The organism is Rahnella sp. PAMC25559, assembly GCF_050632365.1.
Classification (GTDB): domain Bacteria; phylum Pseudomonadota; class Gammaproteobacteria; order Enterobacterales; family Enterobacteriaceae; genus Rahnella; species Rahnella rivi.
In genome coordinates, this window is record NZ_CP192544.1 from 184414 (window position 1) to 210127 (window position 25714).

The window sequence follows — 25714 nt, forward strand, 5'->3', positions numbered from 1 at the left end:
TTCAAAAGAGTAAGAGATACTTTTAAGCAATTCGACCTGTCACTGATGCAGTAAATCTGCAAATACCCTCATGCAGACAGTGGAACCTGACGTGTTTTTTTATCCAGTTAAGCTGAGGTTATTGAGAAGTTTTAGAAACTGGCGTAACGGGACTTTTCTCCGCGGCCAGGCTCCCGTCTGGCCGCTGCACCCGCATCACGCACGCACGGTCGGCACATCGCTCCAGCGGGTGGTCCAGGCCGGTGAGAGCATGTCGCGCTTCATCTGCCAGCGCCGGTCGGTGCCCTGCCCGGCAAACCACAGCGTGCCTTTGCTTTTCTTATTGATGTCATCAAAAAGTGTCATCAGTGCATCGCTGTTGGGCCGGGGCGGAGACTCATCGAACAAATGCAGCTGGGCCACACCCTGGCTGAAAAAGTCACCCAGCATCACGCCCGCTTTTTGGTAGCGGTAGCCCTCTTTCCAGACGTTATCCAGGCAGCGTAACGCCGCTGAGATAATGTCGCGGGTATCCTGCGTCGGCGTCATCAGCCGGGTATTGGCGAGGTTGCCGTAATAAATGCCGCCGTTGTCGAAAGGGCTGGTTTTAATAAATACGCAGATTTGCCGGCAAAACTGATGCTCGCCACGCAGTTTTTCAGCCGCGCGGCTGGCGTGAAAACAGATGGCTTCGCGCATCTCCTGATAGGCGCTGACCCGGGTGCCGAAAGAGCGCGAACAAACAATTTGCTGTTTAGCCGGTGCAAATTCTTCAAATCCGAGACAGGGTTCTCCGCGCAGTTCACGCACGGTCCTTTCCATCACCACGCTAAAGTTTTTCCTGATGTATCCCAGGTCGCATTCGGCCAGTTTGAGGGCTTTATCGATACCGGCATCATGCAGTTTTTTTGATGTCCTTCGCCCGATGCCCCACACCTCGTCAACGGGCAGAAGCGCCATCAGTTTACGCTGGCGTGCGGGATCAGACAGATCAATCACGCCCTCGGACTGAGTCCACTTTTTGGCAGCATAATTGGCGAGTTTTGCCAGCGTTTTGGTCGGCGCGATGCCGACGCCGATCTTCAGGCGGGTATGCTGCCCCACGGTCTGCCGTATCTTTTTGCCAAATGCGTGCAAATCCGTGTTGTGAGGTAACTCGCGAAGATCGAGAAAGGCTTCATCAATGCTATAAATTTCAATCTGCGGACAGATCTGCTCGAGCGTATCCATCACGCGCTGGCTCATATCTCCGTAAAGTTCATAGTTACTGCTGAACACCACCACGTTATGTTGCTGAAAAATGGCTTTTTGTTTGAAGTATGGCGCGCCCATTTTTATGTTGAGCGCTTTCGCTTCCGCAGACAGTGCGATCACGCAGCCGTCATTGTTGGAAAGCACCACGACGGGTCTGCCTTGCAGATCGGGCCGCCAGGCCACTTCGCAGCTCGCGTAAAACGAGTTCACATCAGCGAGCGCGTACATTGCGATGCATCATGCTGATAACGGTTGTCACCACGCCGACGATCTCGACTTCTCGGTCCTCATTCAGAGGGATCGGCGCATAAGCCGGATTTTCAGCGCGCAGATGCGGAAAAGGATGAAGCATCAGCCTTTTGACGGTGAATTCCCCATCGAGGCTGGCTACAACAATGTCATTGTGGGCAGGCTTGAGGCTGAAATCGACCAGCAGCATAGAACCATCGATAATCGCCGCGTCCCGCATAGAATCCCCGGACACCTTAAGCACATACGTAGAGGAAGGATGGGCGATCAGATGTGCCACCAGATCGATCCCTTTCTCGACATAGTCGGCAGCCGGGCTCGGGAAACCTGCTGAAATATTGTTTAAATACAAAGGAATATTCGTTTTTTGCTGCCGCGCGGCTATCTTGTAAAGCATCATAAGGGGTTCTCACATCAATTACTGTGTTTATATACAGTATAGTTGATGAGATTTTCAGATCAATGCTCCCGGCGTGGATAAACCCCCGCTCCTCTCGTTCGCAGGACTATCAGCTTGATCTCACTAAAAAGATAATCAGCGCCTTTTTCGTATAGCAACGCTTTCCGCACCCTGCTCTGGCAGACGCCATGTAGTCTCAGCCATGCGTGCCCGGCATGACGACATTGTCAGGTGAACGCCCTATTCATGAGCTCAGTTCATAGAGTCTATCCGTTTACACGCCATTATTTATTAATGGATTAACGCTACTCTTCATTCATCACCGCGATATGTCATCGCCTGTGATTCACCTAAATCGTGAGGAACTGAACAATGCAAAAACGCTATCTCGGTAATTCAGGGCTTGAAGTCTCGGCGCTCGGCCTGGGGTGTATGGGGTTGAGTCACGGCTACGGCCCGGCGACGGATACCCGCGAGGCTGTCGCGTTAATCCGGGCCGCCGTTGAGCGCGGCGTGACATTTTTTGATACCGCCGAAGTGTATGGCCCTTATCTGAATGAAGATGTCGTCGGGGAAGCCTTAAAACCGTTTCGCGACCAGGTCGTTATTGCAACCAAGTTTGGCTTCACCTTTGGCGACGATAATAAACAGCAGAATTTAAACAGCCGCCCGGAGCATATTCGTCAGGCGGTTGAAGGTTCACTGCGTCGGTTGAAAACGGATGTTATCGATCTGCTTTATCAGCACCGTGTCGATCCTGACGTACCGATTGAAGAGGTGGCAGGGGCGGTAAAAGACCTGATTGCCGAAGGGAAAGTGAAGCATTTCGGGTTGTCCGAAGCGGGTGTTGAAACCATTCGCCGGGCTCATGCGGTTCAGCCGGTGACGGCACTGCAAAGTGAATACTCCATGTGGTGGCGTCAGCCTGAGCACGAGATTTTACCGACGCTTGAAGAACTGGGGATTGGCTTCGTGCCGTTCAGCCCGTTAGGGAAAGGCTTTTTGACCGGGGCCATCAAAACGGGTACCACCTTTGGCGAGGATGATTTCCGCAGCATAGTGCCACGTTTTGCCGCTGAAGCGCTTGAGGCCAATGAACACCTGACGGTCTTGCTGTCCGGACTGGCGGCAGAAAAACACGTTACCTCCGCGCAAATTGCGCTGGCCTGGTTACTGGCGCAAAAACCGTGGATTGTTCCTATCCCCGGCACCACTAAGCTGCATCGTCTGGAAGAGAACATGACCGCAGCCGACGTGATGCTCTCACCGGATGATTTGCAAAAAATCTCGCAGGCTCTGGACTCAGTCAACATTACCGGCGAGCGCTATCCGGCGGCATTGCAGGCGCGGGTCGGGCGTTAAGCCATCTGACCGGCTGTTTCTCGCAGATTCCGCCGGTCATTCATTCTTTGTAGCGCAGCGCATCAATCATCAGGGCGAAAGCCGGTGGGTGCTGCTTGCGGCTCGGGTAATACAGGTAATAGCCCGGGAATGACGGGCACCATTCGTCGAGGATCTGGATCAGGGCTCCCGATTTAACCGCCTCTGCCACCAAATCTTCCGGCACACAGGCAATACCAAATCCGGACAACACGGCATCAATTCTTTCAGCCAGATGATTGAAAATCAGCTGCCCTTCGACCCTCACGCGCAACGGTTTGCCCTCTTTTTCAAACTCCCAGTGGTATATGCCTCCGGCAGTAGGCAGCCGCATGTTAATACACCGGTGATCCTGCAATTCATGCGGCGTACGCGGGGTGCCGTAATCGCTGAAATACGACGGTGCGCCGACTACCACCATGCGCATGTCTCCCCCCATTTTGACCGCCACCATATCCTTATCCACACTCTCGCCCAGACGAACCCCGGCATCGAACCGGCCATCGACGATATTCACGAAACCGTTATCGACCACCAGTTCGACATTAATTTCCGGGTATTCCCACAAGAACGGTTTTAGCTTTGGCCACAGCAGAGTTTGGGCGGCATGCTCACCCGCAGAAATCCTGATATTGCCGGACGGGGCGCGGTTGCTCTGAAGAAGGGTGTCAAGTTCCTGCTCAAGATCGGCAAGGCGTGGCTCGAGACAGGCAATAATGCTCTCCCCCGCTTCCGTCGGGGCGACGCTGCGGGTGGTACGGGTGAGAAGACGAAGGTTTAAACGCTCTTCCAGCCCTTTAATCGCATGGCTTAACGCTGACTGCGAGACGCCCAGTTTACCCGCTGCTTTGGTAAAACTTCTCTCTCTGGCAACAACCAGAAAGACCTGAAGCTCATTGAAGTTTTCTTTTAGCATGGCGTATTCCTTAAAAAGCATGGCGGCAGAAGGTGGCACTCATGAAGTCAGTTCATGAACGCAAACAGTTTACCCCCGCGGCGCGATGTTATGCTTGTTTTTTATGAGGATTTTAGTGGATTTACCCGGAGAGGCCGGGTGAGCGCGAAAAAGCATTGCCGTGATGCCGCGCCCGTAATAATGAAAAAATACATTCGAAATTAGAATGTATGAATTAAAAATAATTGATGGTATAAATGCTTATTAGCTTATTTCCGCCAGCCTGAAAAATCATTCTGAAATAACGCCCTCCGGAATAACGAATTAACAACGCCCCGCTAAAAACGGCCTAAATAAAAAGGTATGCTACTCGTCCATTCAGATAACGAGGCGGGATCGCTTCACATAATTAAGGTTTTTATGACTCCTCATATTACCCAAGATGTCATTGAACATATCGCCCCGCGGGAAGTGATTATGCAGGCATGGAATGCGGTGGTGGCAGGCCTGCAATATTGCACTCAGGATACCGCCAGAGCGCGCTGGGCGCGGCAAAGCTGGTTTGGAAAGCACATGGAGTCGTCACCGGAACTTCTGGCCAGGCTGACGTTATTACAGAACTTCGTTAATTCAACCAAGCCATTGACGATTGCTTTTGATCCCCTTGCCAATATTCCCACCGCGATTGCGTATACTTATTCCCGGCGTCTCGATGATCCTTTACGTGTTCCCGCCATTTATTTAACCAAGAAATTCTGTACCGCGCAGACCAATGACCGGGTGAAATATCTGATGAAAAACCGGAATAACAACGGCGTGCAGATTATTGCGTTGGCACACGAGCTTTCTCATCTGGTGATTGGCACTAACCGGAAAACGGGCAACTACTCTGCCGAGAAATATGCACACGAGGCAAAAAACTTACGCGATAAAGATCCGCAATACGCGTTACATAACGCGGATAATTATGGTTTCTGTATAGAGATGTGTTCCTGATCCGATCCCGGTGGCAGTGCGCGTCGCCCGCCTGCCCACGCAAAAACGCCCTGACAGCGGGAAACCGCGATCAGGGCGTTATTATCAGGTCATCAGGCCGCTTTGACGGCGCGTACCTTTTTGGTTTTTACCGCTTCTTCCGGCTGTTCTTCCATTTGCGCGTCTTCGGTATGCGTGTCTTGTGCATCAGCCTCTTCCGTCACGTCTGATTGAGCTGCGACGTTCGCCGGGGCACTTTCCGTTTCAGGCAGTTTGCTGGTGCGCAGGATGTGCTGAACGGCGTCTTTCTGCTCGGCGAGGTGCATGGCGATGTTTTCCGCCAGCGCTTCGTCGATTTCAATGTTGCTCTGTAACAGCCAGTCAGTAAAAGTATCTGCCATGTCGAGCATTTTGTCGTAGGCGTCTGCTTCTTTCTTATTGGCAAATGTCATTTTTTCTTCACCTTTTCTGACTACCACAAATTTTGTTTCAACAGCCATGATTTCACTCCTTATACTGTAATTATGTACAGCATATCAACAATAGGTAACGCTGACATCATACATTTAAATTTTTGATGAGTATTTTTAATGGCGCGCATTATACGGCGGGATCAAAGAAAGAGGTTTTCAGCGGGAGAAAAAGCGGCTATCGGAATAAGAAACAGAGGCTGAGCAACCTCTGACGCCCGTGGGCTGGCGTCAGAGGTTTATCGGAAAGAGACGATTAACCCGGAATTAAAACGTCTCCCAGGAACCTTCATCACCTTTGTCCAGCGGAGAATTCATGCGGTGAGACAGCAGCGCCGGTCTTTTCAACGGCGGCGCCTGACGCACCGGCGTGTTCACTCCCGCCGCACTGACTTTAAAGATGCTGATGGACTCCGCCAGACGCTCGGCCTGCTCGTTCAGGGAATACGCAGCCGACGAGGCTTCCTGCACTAACGCGGCGTTCTGCTGCGTCACTTCGTCCATTTGGGTGATGGCTTTATTGATCTCTTCGATCCCCGTGCTTTGCTCATGGCTGGCGATGGAGATTTCACCGACGATATCCGTCACGTTCTTCACGCTGGACACCACTTCCGCCATGGTGGCACCGGCTTTCGCCACCAGTTGCGTGCCGTTATCGACTTTCGACACAGAATCGTCGATCAGCACTTTGATCTCTTTTGCCGCAGAGGCAGAGCGCTGCGCGAGGTTGCGAACTTCCGAGGCCACCACCGCAAATCCACGCCCCTGCTCACCCGCGCGGGCGGCTTCTACCGCGGCATTCAGCGCCAGAATGTTGGTCTGGAAAGCGATGCCGTCAATCACAGAAATGATATCGACAATTTTGCGTGAGGAAACGTTAATGCCTTCCATCGTGCTGACCACCTGCCCGACCACTTCCCCGCCTTCGACGGCAACACGCGAAGCCTGTGCGGCAAGCTGATTCGCCTGACGCGCGTTGTCGGCGTTCTGTTTCACGGTGGCGGTCATTTCTTCCATGGCCGATGCGGTTTCTTCCAGCGAGCTGGCCTGCTGTTCGGTGCGGGAAGAGAGATCCAGGTTACCCGCCGCAATCTGACTGGACGCACTGCTGATGGCCTGCGTACCCGAACGCACTTCGGTGACGATCCTCAGCAGGTTTTCATTCATATTTTTCAGCCCCTGCATCAGCTGGCCGGTTTCATCGGTGGAGGTCACGCGAATGTCCGTGGTCAGATCCCCGGCGGCGACACTTTCCGCCACCTGCACCGCCGTGCCCAGCGGGCGGGTAATCGAACGGGTGAGGAAATAGCCCATGATCATCGCCAGCAGAACGGCGATGACGGAGAAGATAAGCGTCAGCTGAATGGCCGTTGCGCCCTCTGCGACGGCCTGTTTGCCTTCGGCGCGCAGTTGTTGGTCCTGTGAATTCGCGAACGCGTTCGCCAGGTCTAAGAACGCGTTTTGCGAGGTGGTCAGTTTACGCAACACGTATTCGTTGGCGCCGTCCACATCCCCGGCGCGGGTCAGTGCGATCAGCTCCTGCTTGGCGGTTTCGAACGTTTCACCGGCCTTTTGCAACACCTGAATTTTTTGTTTCCCGGTCACCGTGCTCTGGATCGCGGCAATTTTATTCATTGAGGAATTCGTTTCCTGAGTTGCGCTATCAAGCTGCAAATAACGATTTTTATTTTGCTCAGGGTTTTTAATATCAATAACAATGCCGCGCAGGAATTTAATCTGTGAATTGACACTGTCACGAACATCAAAAGCCAGACGCACTTTGACATAGCGATCGCCGATAATTTGTTCTACGGCGTCGTTAATGCTGCTTATTTTGGTGATGGCGGTAACGCTGACGATGATTAATAACAAAACAACCAGACCGAAGGCCGCACCCAGACGAGCGCCTACCTTCATATTGCTGATAAAATTGAACATTTTTTCCCTTATTTCCTGACTATAAAAAACAAATACCATCAAAAATAATTCAAAATATTGACGATTACATAGCGAAACTACTTTCAAATATCTTATTTAATTCAGAGGGGTTATCGGTAGAAATAAGGGGAACTTTAGGTGCGCAGCAGAATGGAAAGTGTAAAAAGAGGTGAATGAATTTATAACGTTACTGAACAAAGCGGGGTGACACCCTCCCCTGCAAAGAGGGAGGATGTGTGAGGAGGATTAAGGTCAGAGAATAACGCTGGCAAACCTCTCTTCCAGCCAGCCGACGCGCATTTCAGGCACCGAGCGCAGCAGTTCGCGGGTGTAGTCATCCAGCGGTTCAACCAGCGTCGACGCCACCGGCCCCTGACGCACAATCACGCCCTCTTTCAGAACCGCCACTTCATCGGCGATTTCACGCACCACCTGTAAATCATGCGTGATGAATAAATAGGCGATGCCGGTGTCCTGCTGAATGCGACGCAGCAGCGCCAGCACGTCGCGCGCGACCAGCGGATCGAGCGCCGATGTCGGTTCATCGCACACAATCAGTTTTGGCTCAGCCGCCAGCGCCCGCGCAATGCAAACGCGCTGCTTCTGCCCGCCGGAGAGTGCGGCCGGAAAACGTTCTGCCAGTTCAGCGTGCAGGCCGACCTGCGCCAGCAGCTCCCTGACGCGGGCATCGCGCTGGCTGCGGTTGAGATCGGAAAAACAGCTCAGCACGCGGGCGATCTGGCTGCCGACGCGTTCTTTCGGATTCAGTGCAGTGTCGGGGATCTGATGAATCAGCTGCACGTCACGCAGTTGCAGGCGGCTGCGCTGACGCAGATTGGCAGGCAGACGCTCCTGCCCCAGGCTCACCTCTCCGGACTCCGGGCTGAGCAGGCCACAAATGACCTTGCCGAGCGTCGATTTCCCCGAACCGGATTCGCCGATCACCGCCAGCGTGCGCCCGCGCGGCAGACGCAGAGACACACTGCGCAATACCGGCTGCGCATGATAACGGGCGCTGATGTTGTTTATCGTCAGGGCCGCCGGTGCGTCGCCGGTTTGCGGCGTTTTCACCTCTCCCTGCGCATGAAGAAGCCGCCGGGTGTAATCCTGCTGCGGTTGCGTCAGCAGCTGGGGAGTGGGCGCCTGCTCGACGGTTTTACCCTGTTGCAGCACCATGATCTGATCGCTTAACTGCGCCACCACCGCGAGATCGTGACTGATGTAAATCGCCGCCACGCCGGAAAGGCGGATCACGTCGCGGATGGCTTTCAGCACGCCGAGCTGCGTGGTGACGTCCAGCGCGGTCGTCGGCTCATCGAAAATCAGCAATTCGGGGCCTGCGCACAGCGCCATCGCAATCATCGCGCGCTGCAACTGGCCGCCCGACACCTGATGCGGATAGCGCTGATAAAACTGTTGCGGCTCAGGCAAACCGAGCAATTCAAACAGCTCGAGGGCTTTTGCCTGCGCCTGCCGGCGATCCGCCACCTTATGTTTCAGCGCGGCTTCTATCACCTGCTCGCCCAGCGTGATCGCCGGGTTAAACGCCGCCCCGGCAGACTGCGCCACGTAGGCAATATGCCGCCCGCGAACCTGACGTAAACGGCGATCGGAAAGCGTGGTCAGCTCCTGACCGTTGAACAAAATGCTGCCGGATTCGATGCGCATCCCCTGACGGCAATGGCCGAGAATTGCCAGCCCGATGGTCGATTTCCCGGCACCGGACTCACCAATCAGCCCCAGCACTTCGCCACGATTTACGGTGAACGACACATTATCCACCAGCGTGCGCGGATTTTTTCCCTGTGAAACCACGCGTAAATTGTCGACGCTCAGTAAATTCCCGCTCATGCTTTTCTCCCCCAGACGCGCGTGGTCCCGCTCATCAGCCAGTCCGCCACGGCGTTCACCGCGAGTGCCAGCACGGCAATCGCACCGCCCGGCACCAGTGCCGCCCAGACGCCGAACAAGATGCCGTCTTTGTTATCGCGCGCCAGCCCGCCCCAGTCTGCGGTCGGCGGCTGGATGCCTAAACCGAGGAACGAGAGCGCCGAGAGAAACAGCAAAATAAAGATGAAACGCAGGCCGAATTCGGCGATCAGCGTCTGCAACGCGTTGGGTAAAATCACGTGCCAGAGGATCCAGCCGAGGCTTTCACCGCGCAGCCGCGCCACGTCAACAAACTCCATCACGCCGATATCCACCGCTAATGACCGCGCCACCCGAAGCACGCGGGTAGACTCCAGCAGGCCGAGCACCAGCGTCAGCACCAGAATGGTTTTTGGCAGCACCGCGAGCACGATCAGCGCCAGAATAAGCGTGGGTATCGCCATCACAATATCGTTACAGCGTGAAATCACCTGATCCAGCCAGCCACCGCGCAGACCGGCAATAAAGCCTAAGGTGCAGCCGACGGCGAAAGCCACCAGCGTCGCCAGTGCAGTCACGCCGAGAGAAACGCGCGTTCCCCAGATGAGGCGCGAAAGCAGATCGCGGCCAAGATTATCGGTGCCCAGAATGGCGTCCGGCCCCGGCAAATCCCACGACATACCGAGGGTCTGATCCGGCGCATGGGGTGCCAGCCACGGCGCAAAAATAGCGATGAGAATAAAGAGGCTCAGCACCAGCAGGCCAAGAGCGGAGGCGGGTCTGAGTGAGGCGAAAGCGGGCATTGCAGCAATTCCTAAGATTTAACGGTTGTGGCGCAAACGCGGATTGGCAACCAGGGCCATCACATCCGCCAGCAAATTCAACAGGATATAAATCCCGGCCAGCAACAACGCACAGTCCTGCATCACAGGAATATCGCGTTTACTGATGCTGTCGACCATGTACTGTCCCAGCCCCGGATACACAAACACGTTCTCGACAATCACCACGCCGACCATCAGATAAGCCAGATTGATTGCCACGACGTTAATGATCGGGCCGATTGCGTTGGGCAGAACGTGACGCCACAGAATGCGCGACGGCGACAGCCCCTTCAGCAGCGCGGTGTCCACGTAAGCAGAACTTTGCGCGGCAATCAGCGCGGCGCGGGTCATGTGGCTCATGTGCCCGAGGATCGCCAGCACCAGCGTGGCGCACGGCAGGGAAATCGCCGACAGTTTTGCCGCCAGCGGCATGTCCGCCGTGATGCTGCTGTTGCTCGGCGCCCACGCCAGCGTGATGGCGAAAATCAGGATCAACAGATAACCGGAGAAGAATTCCGGCAGCGCAACGGTGGCGCGGGTGATGGCGTTAAGCAGGGTATCTACCCAGCTGCCGTGAAAACGCACCGAGATAAAGCCAATCAGCAGGGCCAGGGGTACGGCGATGGCCGCGGTGCAGCCCGCCAGAAACAGCGTATTGCCAAGGCGGGTAAACAACGGGCCGCTGATGGCTTCGCGGGTGGAGAAACTGGTGCCGAAATCACCGTGCAGAATGCCAAACAGCCAGCTCAGATAACGGCTGACCGCCGGTTTATCCAGCCCCAGTTGCAGGTTCAGTTCACGAATGGCATCCGGCGTAGCGCTCTGGCCGAGGATAGCCGTGGCGGCGTTACCCGGTAACAACTGCACACCGGCGAAAATCAGCACCGACACCGCGAGGACGATCAGTACGCCGTAAAACAGGCGTACCAGCACCATGCTCAGCAGGCCGGAACGGGAGTGCGAAAAACGGCCCGCAGGCCGTTGTGTCACTTTTTGAGAGGACAAATCTGACATTATTTTACCCGGTTCAGCTTTCGATCCAGACTTTCTCTGCCGCACGGTTGCCACTGAGTGGCATCCCCGGCACAGAGGTGAACCCTTTGATTTTGGTGGAACACCCGTCCAGCGCATCGGCGTACAGCGGAATGATTTCGCTGCCCTCATCCACCAGCATGACCTGAATGTCGTGGTAAATCTGCTTGCGGCGCGCTTCGTCCGGCTCACCGCGCGCGGCTTTGACCATCGCATCAAAGGCCGGTACGTGCCACGCCGATTCATTCCAGGAAGACTGGCTGGTGAATACCAGTGAAAGCAGTGCATCCGCGGTCGGGCGGTTTGCCCAGTTCGACGACACAAAGGCTTTCTTCTGCCAGATATCATTCCAGAACGCATCGTCCGGCACGCGCACCACATTCAGGTTAATGCCCGCTTTGGCCGCTGACTGCTGATAAAGCTGACCGGCATCGACGGCACCGGGGAAACCGGCATCCGCCACGTTGAGGGTCAGCGGGCCGCTGAAGCCGGATTTTTTCCAGTGGAACTGCGCTTTTTCAGGGTCGTACGGACGCTGCGGAATGTCTTTGGCGAAGTAGCGGTTCGACGGGAAGATCGGGTTGTCGTTCGCCACGCTGGCGTAACCGCCGAGCACGGTATCGATGATTTGCTGACGGTCGATGGCGTATTTCAGCGCCAGACGGCCATCGACGTTATCAAAGGGTGCCAGATTCGACAGGCCTGGGAAGGTATAAATCATACTGTCTTTGGCGCGCACCAGTTTCAGATTCGGCATCCGTTCGATACGGCTGACAATACGCGGGTTCACGCGGTTGATCAGCTGCGCAGAGCCACTGACCAGCGCCGCCACGCGCGCGGTTGAGTCGTTCATCGCCAGCGTTTCGACAGAATCGACGTGGCCGCGTTCGCTGTTCCAGTAGTTCGGATTGCGTTTGGTCAGCGTGGTGACACCCGGCTGGAATTTTTCCAGAATGAACGCGCCGGTGCCGATGCCTTTATCAAAGCTTTCGTTTTCTGCCGTGATGGCAAAATGCACGGCGCTGAGAAGCCAGACAAATTCGACATCCGGCGCATTCAGTTTGATCGTCACTTCATGTTCGCCGGTGGCCTCAATCGAGGTGGCGGATTCTAAGTATCCCTTCACCGGTGAAGTGGATTTTTCGCCACGGTGGTGATTAAGGGAGTAGACCACGTCTTTCGCGCCCAGCGAGCGACCATCATGGAACTGCACGCCCTGACGGATTTTCAGTACCCAGGTTTTGCTGCCGTCAGCGGATGCCCAGGATTCGGCCAGCGATGGCGCAAGTCTGGCGTTTTCATCGATTTCCACCAGATTATTGAACAGCTGTGAACCGACAAAATACATGTAGGTTTCGAACCAGAACGCCGGATCGAGGCGGTCTGTGCTGGAGGCGTTATCGACGCCCACCACTAAGTGGCCGCCCTTCTTCGGTTTTTCAGCCTCAGCGGCGAAGGCTTTGCCCAGCCACGTGGAACTGGTGGCAGCCGCAATGGAAAGTGCCCCCGCACTTTTAATAAATGAACGACGATCAATCATGGTTTTCCCCTGTCAGGGAGGGCCTGCGCCCTCAAATGTCGTCAATACGTTCTGACGTTTTGTTATGCGTTATTGTTCAGTAAATGCCTGTTTCAGCGCGGCAATGTGTTCCGGCCCGATGCCGCAGCAGCCGCCGACCATGGTGGCGCCCTGCGCCACCCAGTCTTTGGCAAAGTCGAGATAACCGGCAGGATCGGTGTCCTGACGCATTTTGCTCAGCCCTTCATTCGCGCCACGTTTGTTATCGGAAGGCTCGAATGCGTTGGCGTACACGCCAATATCCAGTGCGGAACCTTGTGCCGTCAGCGCGGCGCGTGCCGTGTTGACCGCCGTCGCCATCACTTCCGGGCGGCTGCAGTTAAACAGCACCGCCCCCGCAGACACCCGCAACGCTGCGTTTACCGCGACATTCACTGATTCACCCGAGCGCAGCAGCGCGTTGCCGAATTCATCAAGGTTGTCCTGCAGGGTGAACGAAAGCCACAGCGGGCGCGGGTCATTGCCCAGCATCTCGCGAACGGCTTCCACTTCGGCCACAGAACTCTGCGTTTCGGCCAGCCAGACATCGACGTAATCCGTCAGATTATCCACCAGCACGCGCAGCAATTTTTTGGCGGCTACCGGTTCGAACAGATCCGGACGATAAGATCCCAGAACCGGAGGAAGCGAACCCGCGACCTGCACGGCAGACGGTGACGAATCTGCCGCTTCACGCGCCAGTTTGCCGGAGAGCGCAATCAGCGCCGCGCCCTGCTCTGCAAACACCGGCTCGCTGATGTGGAAAGGCACGACGGCATAACTGTTGGTGGTGATCACCTGAGAACCCGCGGCGATAAAGGCATCATGCGCAGCCCGGACAAATTGCGGCGCTTCCATCAGCGCCAGCGCCGACCATTCAGGCTGACGAAAGGGTGCGCCCATGCGGGCCAGTTCGCGGCCCATGCCGCCATCGAGGATTTTAATGTTACTGATCATTGTGTCGTCACCTGGTGTTTTTCTTAACCGAATCAAGCGCTGCGTCATGTTGATCCGCGAGGTGGCTCCACTCTACAAAACGAACGTTTAGATGTCTAGATTTCTTAATGGCTAAACTATGCAAAAAAACATTCATCGCAACTATGCGATGCAAAGCGCAAATAAATGAACGCAATGATAAAAGCCTGTTCTCCGGCATGTTTGCACTGATATTTCACTTAAGTATCATCATTATAAAATTTATGTCTTATCTCTGCCCTTTCCCAATTCCGCCACGAACTTTACCTTTGTTATATTTATTTACACCTGAAAGCTCAATGCGTATTATTCTCATTCGTTTTATTGTCCACGCCCATTTTCTGCCCCTCCAGCCCGGTGTTTATCAGGGTTTGGCGAAAAATGGCGGGCGGTAACGCGAACATAAAACATAAAAAGCAGTGGCGACGTATAAGCAGTATCAAAAAATAAATAATCGTTTGGAGAATAACAATGTTGTTCGTTTCAGGGCCGTCCTTAACAGAAAGTCATACAGTGAAATCAGCCCGTAAAGGGAATAACCATTTAGGCCGGAAACTTTCGCTTTCCGTTATTGCCGTTTTTGTTTCCTCTTCGATCCATTCCGTGCAGGCTGCACCAGCCGCCGCGCCGAAAGCCGCCGACGATACCGTGGTTGTCACCGGTCAGACGGGCAACGACACCGGCAGCACCGCACAAGATTACAGCGTGCCGGTCACCACCGCAGGCACCAAAATGCTGCTGACGCAGCGCGATATTCCTCAGTCGGTCAGCATCATCAGCACACAGCGTATGCAGGATCAGCAGTTGCAAACGCTCGGTCAGGTACTCAATAACACCACCGGCATTACGCAAAACGTCGCGGATATGGATCGCCGCACGTATTACTCGCGCGGTTTTCTCATCGACAACTACATGACCGACGGTATCCCTACGGTGTTTGAGCCGCGCTGGAACCTGGGCGATGCCGAATCTGACACCGCGCTGTACGAACGTATCGAAGTGGTGCGCGGCGCAACCGGTCTGATGACCGGGCCGGGTAACCCTTCCGCGTCGGTAAACATGGTGCGTAAACACGCCGACAGCAAAGAATTCACCGGCAACGTTTCCGCCACCTACGGCAGCTGGAACAAACAGCGCTATGTTGCCGATCTGTCCACGCCATTGAGTGAATCGGGCAACGTGCGTGGCCGTCTGGTCACCGGTTATCAGGACAATAACAGCTACGTCGAACGTTACGGCGCAACCAAAAAGTTCGTCTATGCCGCCATAGATGCCGACGTGACCGATTCCACCCTGCTCTCCGCCGGTTACGAATTCCAGCAGACCGACGCCGACAGCCCGACCTGGGGCGGAATGCCGCGCTGGTACATTGACGGCAGCAAAACAAATTACCGTCGCGGGTTTAACTCCGCACCGGACTGGGCCTACAACAATAAAGAAAGCAAAAAACTGTTCACCACCCTCAAACAGTCCTTTGATAACGGCTGGGTGGTGACGCTGAACGGCACGCATAACGAAACGCTGATCGACAGCAAACAGATGTATATCGACGGTTATTTCGATAAAACCACCGGCGCGGGCGTCTCTTCTTACGCCGGTTATCCGGTCGTGGGCGGCACCGGCTACAACACCGGTAAGCGTAAAGTGGATTCCGTGGATACTTTCGCCAGCGGCCCCTTTGAGCTGTTTGGACGTGAGCATGAGCTGATGACCGGTATCAGCTACAGCAAGCAGCAGAACACCTATTACAGCGCCTTCGCCAATATCTCCACGGAAGAGCTGGGTAACTTTAATAACTTTAACGGTCAGTTCCCGGAAACCGAATGGAGCCCGCGCAGCCTGTCGCAGGAAGACACCATTCGCCAGAAATCCGGCTATGTCGCCACCCGTCTTTCTCTCGCCGATCCGCTGCACCTGATCCTGGGCGCGCGTTACACCAACTGGAATTCGCACACCCTGACGGACCAGATCGAGAAGAACAACATCACGCCTTACGCCGGTCTGGTGTATGACATCAGCGAAAACTGGTCAACCTACGCCAGCTACACATCGGTGTTCCAGCCGCAGACTTACCGCGATATCAATGGCGCGTACCTGTCGCCGGTCATCGGCAAAAACTACGAAGCCGGTGTGAAATCCGACTGGATGAACAGCCGTCTGACCACCTCGGTGTCGATTTTCCGCGCCGAACTGGATAACGTCGCCCAGGCCACAGGCCGTACCATTCCTGGCTCGACAGATGCCGCTTATGAAGGGAAAAACGGCACCGTCAGCCGTGGCGTGGAATTTGAAGTGAATGGCGCGGTGACCGACAACTGGCAGATGACTTTCGGCGGTACCCGTTATATTGCAGAAGATGAAAATGGCGAAGCGGTCAACCCGAACCTGCCGCGCACCCAGCTGAAGCTGTTTACAAGCTATCGTTTACCGATGTTGCAGGATCTGACGGTCGGTGGCGGTGTGAACTGGCAGACCCACGTCTGGGATGACGTCTCAGGCCCGGATGGCGATGGCACCCGTCATGCGGAACAAGGCAGCTATGCGCTGGTCAGCCTGTTCAGCCGCTATCAGGTCACCAAACAACTGTCGGTGCAGGCGAACGTCAATAACCTGTTTGATAAAGAGTACGACACCAGCGTGAATCAGTATGTGGTGTACGGCGAACCGCGTAACCTGTCGGTGACGGCAAACTACAGCTTCTGATAACACCAGGTAACATTACGGCGACCGGCAGCATCAATGTGGCGGTCGCCGACGTGTTGAAAATCCCTTTCCTGACGCCAACAGCCCCTCTTCCCGATGTTCAATTACTGCAAGTCTCCTTAATACTGTTCTGCTAAAAACTTCCGCAAAAACTTCCGCAAAAACAATGTGTGATGACTTTTTGTTAAGATAAATAGTTATTTATTATAACTTACTCACCAATATTACCCTGAGTAATATGTCATGTTTACAGTGATGGTTTTTAAATTTCTCATGCATGCCTGAATTGATTAAATCTCATGCGGCCGCCATGAAATATTTTTCGGTCCGTTAATGATATAGATATTATTAATAATTAATTAAATAACATAATCCGTGTAAATATAATTTAATCCGTTACTTAATGAACATCCCTATAATAAATAAAGAGTATTTCATGATCAGTAAAAATTCGTCTTAAAGGATAGCTTAAAAAGAATTTTATGGTAGTCTGTGCGGCCATGTAACGACCCTGGTGATTGTATTAAATCAGTTGATTCATCATGGTGATGCATATTAAATTATTTAGTAATCAATGAATAACTTCAGCATACCAGCGCTTAGTGAATGTGTTTGTCATTCACTATATCTGTATGTAAAAAAAACCTTTTCCAGAAAATTGTTAGATCGTTAGATTTTAAAATGAATCCCCACCTGGCTCATTGGATGAGTCAAATAATGTCGGATAAATATATGAGCAATACACAGCATAAATTAGATAAAGCAAGGCCACCCCGCGTACAAATTACTTATGACGTGGATATTGGTGATGCACAAACCGTCAAGGAATTACCTCTGGTTATTGGCGTGATGGGCGATTTTAGTAAAACTAATGACTCCCTGCGTGAGCGCAAATTCCTCAACATTGATAAAGACAATTTCAGCGGCATCATGGCGTCCATGAAACCTGAAGCGGAGTTTCTGGTAGAGAGCGCTTTACCTGAGCACACCGGAAATCTGGCCGTGTCGCTGACGTTCAACAGCATTGAAGATTTTTCGCCGGACAACATTGCCCGCCAGGTGGACCCGCTGCGCAAACTGATCGAACTGCGTGAGCAGCTGTGCGATTTGCGCAACCGCGCGGCCAGCAATGAACGCCTGAAAGAACAGCTTTCCGAGTTATTGCAGCAGCAAAATTTCACGTCGTTAAACCTCAGTGAAACGCAAGGAGAGCAGGAATGAGTGCTGAGCAAATTCTCAATGTGGCGGCCGGTTCTGCGCTGAGCGAAGATTATCTCGATAAAATCATTGATAACACCCAGGCCATTCGTCGCGAATCTGATCGCGGACGCATGAAGTCCCAGCTGAACAACTTCCTTGCCGAAGTGGTATCCGGCGCAGTCGTGGTATCGAGCGATCTCATCGGCAGCATAGAAGACCGTATCACGGCGATTGATGAGCTGCTCTCCAGCCAGATAAGCCTGATCATGCACGCACCAGAATTCCAGAGAAAGGAATCTTCCTGGCGTGGTCTGCATAAACTGGTGGAATCGAGCGTCACAGAAAATACCCAGGTGCGCCTGCTGCAGTGCACCAAACAAGATTTGATGAAAGACTTTAAATCCGCGTCGGATTTCGATCAGTCGATGCTGTTTAAATGCGTCTACGAAAGCGAGTACGGTACTTTCGGTGGCGTGCCTTTCTCCGCGTTTGTCGGTGATTTCCAGTTCGATAACACCCCGCAGGATATCGAGCTGCTCGAGCAAATTTCCCACGTCGCTGCCGCTGCACATGCGCCCTTCCTGAGTGCCATCGCGCCTGGCATGTTGTCGATGAACGATTTCTCCGACATGCCGCGCCCGCGCGATCTGGCAAAAATGTTCGACACCACGGATTACGCCCGCTGGCGTTCATTCCGCCAGACAGACGACAGCCGCTACATCGGCCTGACGCTGCCTGCGGTGCTGGGCCGTATGCCGTATGGCGCCAAAACTGTGCCGGTCGAGACGTTCGGCTTTGAAGAGCAAATTCTGGAAAACGAAGTGGGCTCGGACTACCTGTGGATCAACTCCGCTTACGAATTAGCGGGCCGCATCGTCGACTCGTTCGAAGAGTACGGCTGGTGCGCCTCGATCCGTGGTGTGGAAGGCGGCGGCCTGGTCAATGCTCTGCCAACCTATCACTACGTGTCTGAAAGCGGTGAACGCGTCATGCAGTGCCCGACGCAGGTTGCCATTTCCGATCGCCGCGAGAAAGAGTTGTCCGATCTTGGCTTCATTCCGCTGGTGCATTGTAAAGGCACTGACTATGCCGCGTTCTTCGCGGTGCAATCGGTCAACAAACCGCGCCTGTATAACTCGGATCAGGCAAACGCCAACGCACGTCTGTCCAGCCAGTTGCAGTACATCCTTGCAACGTCGCGTTTTGCTCACTACCTGAAATCTATCGTTCGCGACAAAGTCGGCAGCTTCATGTCACGCAGCGAATGCGAAGAGTATTTGCAGAAATGGATCATGCAATACGTAGTCGCCTCTGATAACGCCGGGCCGGAAACCAAAGCCCGTTACCCGCTTCGTGAAGCGAGCGTTGAAGTGGTTGAAGTGCCTGGCTTGCCTGGCACCTTCCGCGCGATTGCCTATTTGAAACCTCACTTCCAGCTGGAAGGTTTAAGTATGTCACTACGTTTAGTCGCAGACTTGCCTGCGGCGGCCAACACGTAATTGTCATTTATAAAAGGAAATAAAAAATGGCGAAGTTAAAAGACTGTCAGTTCATCAAAATCACTATCGACGGCAAAGATGTTGCCGGTTCTTCCGAAGAGAAGAAATATAAAGGCTGGATGGAAGGTTTTTCCCCTGCGGGTCTGACCACCTATTCCGGGCCCGACGGCACCTATTTCGAGTCTTGCAGTGCTTCTATTCTGGTGACCAAAGAAACCAGCAATCTGTACGAGCAATACCTGAAACGCGGCTATAAAAAAATCGCGATCACTATTGTTCATCGTGGCTCAGACCAGTTCGACCAGGATTATGAAATTCAGCGTTCCGTTTATAACGACTGTAAGTTCAGCAGCCTGAGCTTTGATATGCGTGACAAGTTGTTCATGAACCTGACATTCGGTTACGAAGGCATGGTTGAAGTCACCTTCAACGTGCCGAACGCGCTGGAATCCGGTCTGGATAAAATCGGGCCAATCAAATACGACATTCCTGAGAAAGCACTCAAGTAATCGTTATTTACAAAAAGCAGTGCGTAAGCACTGCTTTACTGACATGAGATTTCCAATGCCATCATTTTTACTTCGCCTCAGTGATAACCAGCCGCACATAGAAGAAGAAAATTACCGGAATGAAGACAAAAGCACCTGGCTAATGAACGAGCTTAAGATGCTTTTTTCTTCACGTTCGCGCTTTCCTGCCATTGAAAACATTCCACTGGTGAATGCATCAATTTTAAATTACGGCATCAATGAATCAGTTTCGCAGATTCAGGAAACCGATCGCCGGAAAATAGTCATTGAAGAACGGATTAAAAATACGTTGCAGCGCTTTGAGCCGCGATTAACTCAGGTGGAAATTATTACCAACACCAATAATCCTTCCAACGTCATATTTGAAATAAATGCATTTCATCAGGCATTGCCAATGAAATTCGCACTGGTCTGGGACGACTGTACGGGTAAGTTTTATTTCAATGAATAGGCTACTGTCGTATTACCAAAAAGAACTGACCTTTTTGAAACAGCATGGCAAAGCCTTTGCCAGCCGTTTTCCTAAAATCGCGCGCCGTCTCGGGATGATCGAAGGTGAGTCTGAAGACCCGCACGTCGAAAGAATCATCGAATCATTTGCGCTGTTAACCTCGCGCATTCATCAGCGCTTAGATGACGATATGCCGGAAGTCACCGAAGCATTGCTGACCGCCATCGCGCCACAATTTTTGCGTGCCATGCCGTCAACCTGCATCGTGTCGGTTGAGCCTAACCGGCAAACCAGCGGCATTACCGATAAAAACACCATTGCCGCTGGGGCATCACTGTTTTCACGCCACATTGAAGACGTCGTGTGTCAGTTCCAGACGGTGTATCCGGTGGTGCTTTTGCCACTGTCGGTAGACAAAGCCCGGCTGAACTTTAATGAAGAAGATCTTAACTGGCATCTGCACTTAGGTTTTCAGGTGTGGTCCGGCGCGGTGGTGGCGGGGGAATCTTTACGCCTGTTTCTGCACGGACCGAGTAACGCCGTGAATATCCTCTATACCCTGCTGTGCTCTGAAATCAGTCAGTTGCACGTTCATCAGGGCGAGGCGTTTTACCCGCTGAAAAGCTCGGCGATAAGCCCGGCGGGTTTTACCCATGAAGAAGGATTGCTGGCACAAGATCCCCGCGTCGCGCCGATCCATGCGTTATTGCAGGACTATTTTTTCTTTCCACAAAAATTCTACTTTCTGGACATTCAGTTACCGGATTCTTTTCACGCCAGCGCCAATTCCCTGTTCAGTTTTGAAGTGGTGTTTAACCGCACGCACCTCAACCAGCACCTGGAGAAGCTGGCGAAAATTATTGATGCCTCTTTCTTCAGGCTTAACTGCACTCCGGCCATCAACCTGTTCGCCCAGCGCGCAGAGCCGATCACCCTGACGGAAAACACCGCCGAATACCCGGTGATTCCCGACATCCGCCGTCAGCAGCAGATTGACGTCTGGGCGATCAACCACGTGTTTATTCAGAGTAAAGAAGATAACGAGAGAGTCTCGCTGCCTGTTCAGCCGCTGTTTGGCATTGACCATTCGCGCCTTGAAGGCGATGCGGGTATTTACTGGCAAAGTTTCCAGCGCGAAACCATGACTGCCAGCGGTGCCGGACGGAAAGTGTTCATCGCCTTTGCGAACCGCAACACGCAGCCCGCCAGGCCTGACGCCGACATCGTGACCCTCAGCCTGACCTGTACTAATCAGGCCATTCCGGGGCAGATGAAAAACGGTCATCCGGAGGGGGATTTTGACTCCGACCTGCCGCTGGCCGGGCTGAAGATCTGCGCGCTGAACCGCCCGACGCGGCCAATCTTGCCGCCGGACAAGAGCGCCCTGCGCTGGCGTCTGATTTCTCAGCTTTCCCTCAATCATATGCTGCTAAGCGGCAGTCAGGGCGTGCAGGTACTGCGTGAAACGCTGATGCTGTACAACTTCCATGACCTGCCGGCGATCACCCGGATTATCAATATGATCCTGCATCTTGACGTGCAGCCGGTCACCACCCGGCTGGTGGCGAATGATCCGCAAACGCTGGCGCGCGGGGTGTCGCTGACGCTGACCTTCACTCATGAGGCGATCAACGAACCGGAATACTACCTGATGTGCTGTTTTCTGGATCACTTCCTGGGGCTGTATGCGCCCGTCAACAGTTTCACCCGCGTCACCACCCAGATTGAAAACGAAGCGCATACCCGCCGTCTCTGGCCGGTGCGCGCAGGGAAACTGTCATGGATTTAACGCGCATCACCAGCCGGTTCAATTTTTACCAGCAGGTCAGAACGTTGCTGCACAAGTTGCGGCACCGTAACACGCCCGCAGACACGCCCTCCGCCGACTTGCTGGACGCCAGACTGCGGCTGATCTCAACACTCTCGCTGGAAGCACCGGCGGGGCAAATCGCCAGCATTGAACAGGAGACGCCGGAAGATCCGCTTCGCGTGACGGTGTGGCAGAACGGGATGACCGGTGCGCTGGGCGCGTTACCGACGGCCTACAGTGAATGGATGATCGAGCGTCATTATCGTTATGGCGATCACAGCGCAAAAGCGTTCCTTGATATGTTCGGCCACCGGCTTTACTGCCTGGATTATCTGGCCTGGCAGAAAAACCATTTATATGCCCGCGCCGAATCGGAAACGCAGCCGCCCTTACAACAGGCGACGCTGGCGCTGACCGGCCTGCTGACCTCGATGTCCGTTTCCGGCGGCGAAAACTACGCCCATTTGTTCTCCTCACCGGTGCGATCGCTGGTCAATCTTGAAGTCTGGCTCAGCCATTACTACGGCGTACCTGTGCACATCACGCCTTTTACCGGCGGCTGGAAAACGGTCGATCCTGCCGAACACTGCCAGCTGGGAAAACCGGGGCAAACGCTGGACACCGCGCCGATGATTGGCCGCGTGCGCTGGGAAGTGCAGTCACATTTTGACGTCACGTTTGGCCCGATGGATCAGAACCAGTCGCAGCACTTTATCCCGCAGGGGAAGTTTTATCAGGAGATCTGGGGGCGCATTCAGGAGTACGTCGGGCCGGGTCTGGATTTCTCGATCCACCTCAGTATCAGCAGCCGCCACACCCTGCCCGTTCCGCTGGGCGCGGGGCAGCTCGGCCTGGGAATTTGTATTGGTCACCGCGACCCTGAGCAATTGCTCAAGGTTTGCCTGCCGGTTTACGCCGCATAACGTTGCATGCACTGCGCATTTCAAAAGGAAGATGAAAATGCTACTAACCGCAAAGCTCAAAGAAATGCAGAAAAATCATTTTCTGCACTGGAACGGCACCATCGCCTCTGACTTATTACTGCTTTCTTTGCAGGGCACGGAGTCTGTTTCCGCGCCTTTTTGCTATGAACTGCGTTCCATGACCGAAATGAATGAAAAAGGTCTGGCGGCGTTACAGGGCAAAGCGGTGTCATGCCAGATTGGCGACGGGAACCGCAACCTGCCCCAGCGCTACCTGCACGGCATTGTTACCCAGATCCAGCGTGGCCGGGATGCCAACAACCAGACAATCTGCATTCTCAAACTCGAACCTGCTTTTGCGCTGCTGCGCATGGGGCGCTCGATGCGCGTCTGGCAGAACATTTCGGTGCCAGATTTAGTCAAAAAACTGCTGGGTGAACACCAGATTAATCAGGTGGACGTTCAGCTCGGCAGCACCTATCAGAAACGTGAATATTGCGTGCAGTACCGCGAGTCTGACTTCGATTTCATCAGCCGTCTGCTGGAAGAAGAAGGCATTTACTACTTCTTCAAACATCAGGCAGATAAACACACTCTGGTGCTGGCCGATCAGCCCGCCGGACATCCGGCCGCCAAAGCGGGCAGTCTGGCCTGGCATCATCAGGGCGATGTGCTGACCGGGGGTAACATTGACAGCTGGTCTTCCAGTTCGCATCTGATGCCCGCAGAAGTCGCGCTTTCCGGCTACAACATGCAAAAAGCGGCCGGTGTAGCCGACAAATACGCATCAACGTTAAAGGGCCAGAGCGTTGATAATCTGAACTTTACTGACATCACACCGTTTGCCGAACGCTCGCAACTCACCAGTAAAGCCAGAATCGCGATGGAAGGGTTTGAGACGAATACCACGCTGTACGAGGCAACGGTCAACGCCCACTGGCTGAGCTGCGGCGAAGTGTTCACCCTCACCGGCCACCCGACTGACAACGACACTTACCGCGTCCAGTCGCTGAGCCTCGAGGCCAGCAACAATTTTGAAAGCGGCACCGGCGGTTATCGCTGTGACATTCACGCACTGCGCAACAGCGTGAAATGGCGGCCAGTCTGCACCCGCACACCGCCCGATATTGCCGGTGTGTTGATCGCCAAAGTGGTCGGCCCTTCTTCCGAGGAGATCCACACCGATGAATTCGGGCGCATCAAAATCCAGTTCCCCTGGGACAGCGAAAACAAAAACGACGACACCAGCTCGTGCTGGGTGCGCCTTTCCCAACCCTGGGCGGGCAGCAAATTTGGTTTTCAGTTTATTCCCCGCGTCGGCAGCGAAGTGCTGGTCAGTTTTATTCAGGGCAATCCGGATTTCCCGCTGGTCACCGGCTCCGTTTACAACGGGCAGAACAAACTGCCGTTCACTTTACCGGACGAGAAAACCGAATCCGGCTTCGCGTCACGCAGCACCAGCAAAGGTGGAATGGAAGACGGCCACCGCCTGAGTTTTAACGATAAAAAAGGTGAAGAGAAGCTGACCATTACCGCGCAAAAGGATCTGTTGCTGACGGTAAAAAATGATGTCACCAGCGAGGTGAAGCATGAAGTCAAAAGCAAAATCGGCGCCAACCGCAACACCGAAATCACCAAAGGCGACGACACGCTGGTGCTGAAACAAGGATCGCTGCACATCACCCTCAACAAAGGCGATATGCAGCAAAAAATCACCGGCAACATGACCACCAGCCTTAGTAACGGCAACTACTCCCTCACGGCGACCGGCGGCAGCGGCAAGATCAAAACCGACAAAAGCTGCGTGATCGAATCCACGCAGTCTATCGAGCTGAAAGTAGGCTCGAACAAAATCGCGATTTCACCGAGTGGCATCACCATCAGCGGCACAATGATCAAAATCGAAGGGTCAGGCACCGCAGAACTGAAAGGCGCAATGACCACGGTGCAGGGAAGCGGCATGACGCAGATCAAAGGCGGCATCATCAACATTGGTTAAGGAGGCATCATGTCCGATTACGGTTATCCCCACAGTGCGGGGGCGGCGCAGTGGCATCAGGATGCGCAGCAACGCATCGCCGCCGGGCAGTGGGAAGAGGCGCTCACGCTGTGGGTTCAGCAGGCTTCGCCGCGCGCGTTAAGCCTGTGGCTGATCCGCATTTTGCGCGGGTCAGCCCAACCGGCGGCGGCGTCACTACTGGATGAAATGCAGCGCTGGTACGCCGAACCCGACGAGAAACTGCGCTGGCAGATTTTCCATCACGCCGACACGCTTGGTTTTGAAACGCCAGCGGGTGCGCTTGCGCTGTCGCTGTTCTGGTCGCAAGGCAGCATGAGCCCGGAAGGGCTGGAGCCGGTCTATCCGCAGCCCCATCTGAGCCCGGAAATGCGTCGCTGCGTCTTGCTGATGTTGGCCGCAGGCGACCCCGAAACACCGGCAGAGGGCACGCGCCAACTGCTGACTCAGTGGATCCATCAGGAGAAAGCCTAATGGCACAACCCGCAGCCCGCGTTTCAGATATGCACGTTTGCCCGATGGTCACGCCCGGATTGCCGCCCATCCCCCATGTGGGTGGCCCGATATTGCCGCCTGGCGTGCCCACCGTGTTGATCGGCGGCATGCCTGCCGCCACCGTGGGGTCAATGGCCGTTTGCGTAGGCCCGCCGGACAGCATCGTCATGGGCAGTTTCAAAGTCCTGATCGGCAAAAAACCTGCCGCCCGCATGGGTGACAGCTGTGCCCACGGCGGCACAATCGTCATGGGTTGCCCGAAAGTTCTCATCGGTTAAATACGTTTTT

22 protein-coding genes are annotated in these 25714 nt (G+C 54.1%); 12 read left to right on the forward strand and 10 right to left on the reverse strand.

The features are described 5' to 3' along the window. Positions 1-195 precede the first annotated feature (195 nt). On the reverse strand, positions 196-1461 hold the full coding sequence (gene umuC, locus ACQZQY_RS23300) for a translesion error-prone DNA polymerase V subunit UmuC (protein ID WP_217203712.1): 1266 nt from the start codon (positions 1459-1461) through the stop codon (positions 196-198). Further along, on the reverse strand, positions 1445-1882 hold the full coding sequence (umuD, locus tag ACQZQY_RS23305; protein WP_431297328.1) for a translesion error-prone DNA polymerase V autoproteolytic subunit: 438 nt from the start codon (positions 1880-1882) through the stop codon (positions 1445-1447). The genes umuC and umuD overlap by 17 nt, the downstream gene beginning before the upstream one ends. A gap of 372 nt (positions 1883-2254) precedes the next feature. Between umuD and ACQZQY_RS23310 the strand changes: the two genes are divergently transcribed. Further along, the gene (locus tag ACQZQY_RS23310; protein WP_431297329.1) at positions 2255-3244 is read left to right on the forward strand and encodes an aldo/keto reductase; all 990 of its coding nucleotides are present in this window, start codon (positions 2255-2257) and stop codon (positions 3242-3244) included. A 40-nt stretch (positions 3245-3284) separates the two neighbouring features. Here the strand turns inward: ACQZQY_RS23310 and ACQZQY_RS23315 are convergent, their stop codons facing one another. Continuing rightward, positions 3285-4178, reverse strand: coding sequence for a LysR family transcriptional regulator (locus ACQZQY_RS23315; RefSeq protein WP_122096626.1), 894 nt, complete (start codon positions 4176-4178; stop codon positions 3285-3287). 342 nt (positions 4179-4520) lie between these two features. Here ACQZQY_RS23315 and ACQZQY_RS23320 point away from each other — a divergent pair, with 342 nt between their 5' ends. Further along, entirely contained in the window at positions 4521-5153 is a 633-nt protein-coding gene (locus tag ACQZQY_RS23320; protein ID WP_431297330.1) for a hypothetical protein, read from the forward strand. Between the two features lie 92 nt (positions 5154-5245). On the opposite strand, the gene ACQZQY_RS23325 is transcribed toward ACQZQY_RS23320, so the two are convergent. From ACQZQY_RS23325 to ACQZQY_RS23355, 7 genes are all read right to left on the reverse strand, one after another. Next, positions 5246-5632, reverse strand: coding sequence for a YebG family protein (locus tag ACQZQY_RS23325; protein WP_431297331.1), 387 nt, complete (start codon positions 5630-5632; stop codon positions 5246-5248). Between the two features lie 237 nt (positions 5633-5869). Further along, positions 5870-7540, reverse strand: a complete 1671-nt coding sequence (locus ACQZQY_RS23330; RefSeq protein WP_431297332.1) for a methyl-accepting chemotaxis protein — start codon at positions 7538-7540, stop codon at positions 5870-5872. A 252-nt stretch (positions 7541-7792) separates the two neighbouring features. Next, a complete protein-coding gene (locus tag ACQZQY_RS23335) occupies positions 7793-9391 on the reverse strand; it encodes an ABC transporter ATP-binding protein (protein WP_431297333.1) in 1599 nt (532 codons plus the stop codon). Next, complete coding sequence (locus tag ACQZQY_RS23340; protein ID WP_056772537.1) at positions 9388-10212, reverse strand: ABC transporter permease; 825 nt, start codon at positions 10210-10212, stop codon at positions 9388-9390. Before ACQZQY_RS23340 ends, ACQZQY_RS23335 begins: the two co-directional genes overlap by 4 nt. Positions 10213-10230: 18 nt before the next feature. Further along, entirely contained in the window at positions 10231-11169 is a 939-nt protein-coding gene (locus ACQZQY_RS23345) for an ABC transporter permease (RefSeq protein ID WP_431297511.1), read from the reverse strand. A 91-nt stretch (positions 11170-11260) separates the two neighbouring features. Further along, a complete protein-coding gene (locus tag ACQZQY_RS23350; RefSeq protein ID WP_431297512.1) occupies positions 11261-12802 on the reverse strand; it encodes an ABC transporter substrate-binding protein in 1542 nt (513 codons plus the stop codon). Between the two features lie 72 nt (positions 12803-12874). After that, positions 12875-13780: a homocysteine S-methyltransferase family protein gene (locus ACQZQY_RS23355; RefSeq protein WP_431297334.1), complete on the reverse strand. Its 906-nt coding sequence runs from the start codon at positions 13778-13780 to the stop codon at positions 12875-12877. A 489-nt stretch (positions 13781-14269) separates the two neighbouring features. Between ACQZQY_RS23355 and fhuE the strand changes: the two genes are divergently transcribed. The 10 genes from fhuE (at position 14270) to ACQZQY_RS23405 (ending at position 25704) form a co-directional block, all read left to right on the forward strand. Then, positions 14270-16501: a ferric-rhodotorulic acid/ferric-coprogen receptor FhuE gene (gene fhuE / locus ACQZQY_RS23360; protein ID WP_414072893.1), complete on the forward strand. Its 2232-nt coding sequence runs from the start codon at positions 14270-14272 to the stop codon at positions 16499-16501. A gap of 732 nt (positions 16502-17233) precedes the next feature. Further along, positions 17234-17722, forward strand: coding sequence for a type VI secretion system contractile sheath small subunit (gene tssB / locus ACQZQY_RS23365; protein ID WP_056772676.1), 489 nt, complete (start codon positions 17234-17236; stop codon positions 17720-17722). Further along, positions 17719-19200 (forward strand): type VI secretion system contractile sheath large subunit, encoded by a 1482-nt coding sequence (tssC, locus tag ACQZQY_RS23370; protein ID WP_056772548.1) that lies wholly within the window; start codon positions 17719-17721, stop codon positions 19198-19200. Before tssB ends, tssC begins: the two co-directional genes overlap by 4 nt. Positions 19201-19226: 26 nt before the next feature. Then, complete coding sequence (locus ACQZQY_RS23375) at positions 19227-19709, forward strand: hypothetical protein (RefSeq protein ID WP_056772552.1); 483 nt, start codon at positions 19227-19229, stop codon at positions 19707-19709. Between the two features lie 55 nt (positions 19710-19764). Then, positions 19765-20181, forward strand: a complete 417-nt coding sequence (locus ACQZQY_RS23380) for a GPW/gp25 family protein (protein WP_056772556.1) — start codon at positions 19765-19767, stop codon at positions 20179-20181. Next, positions 20174-21970, forward strand: a complete 1797-nt coding sequence (gene tssF, locus ACQZQY_RS23385; RefSeq protein WP_122096616.1) for a type VI secretion system baseplate subunit TssF — start codon at positions 20174-20176, stop codon at positions 21968-21970. Before ACQZQY_RS23380 ends, tssF begins: the two co-directional genes overlap by 8 nt. Beyond that, a complete protein-coding gene (gene tssG, locus ACQZQY_RS23390; RefSeq protein ID WP_183849191.1) occupies positions 21961-22914 on the forward strand; it encodes a type VI secretion system baseplate subunit TssG in 954 nt (317 codons plus the stop codon). Before tssF ends, tssG begins: the two co-directional genes overlap by 10 nt. Before the next feature lie 37 nt (positions 22915-22951). Further along, positions 22952-24913 (forward strand): type VI secretion system Vgr family protein, encoded by a 1962-nt coding sequence (locus tag ACQZQY_RS23395; RefSeq protein ID WP_136375133.1) that lies wholly within the window; start codon positions 22952-22954, stop codon positions 24911-24913. 9 nt (positions 24914-24922) lie between these two features. Further along, a complete protein-coding gene (locus ACQZQY_RS23400; protein WP_431297335.1) occupies positions 24923-25405 on the forward strand; it encodes a DUF6931 family protein in 483 nt (160 codons plus the stop codon). Beyond that, positions 25405-25704 (forward strand): PAAR domain-containing protein, encoded by a 300-nt coding sequence (locus tag ACQZQY_RS23405; RefSeq protein ID WP_056772571.1) that lies wholly within the window; start codon positions 25405-25407, stop codon positions 25702-25704. Before ACQZQY_RS23400 ends, ACQZQY_RS23405 begins: the two co-directional genes overlap by 1 nt. Positions 25705-25714: the final 10 nt, after the last annotated feature.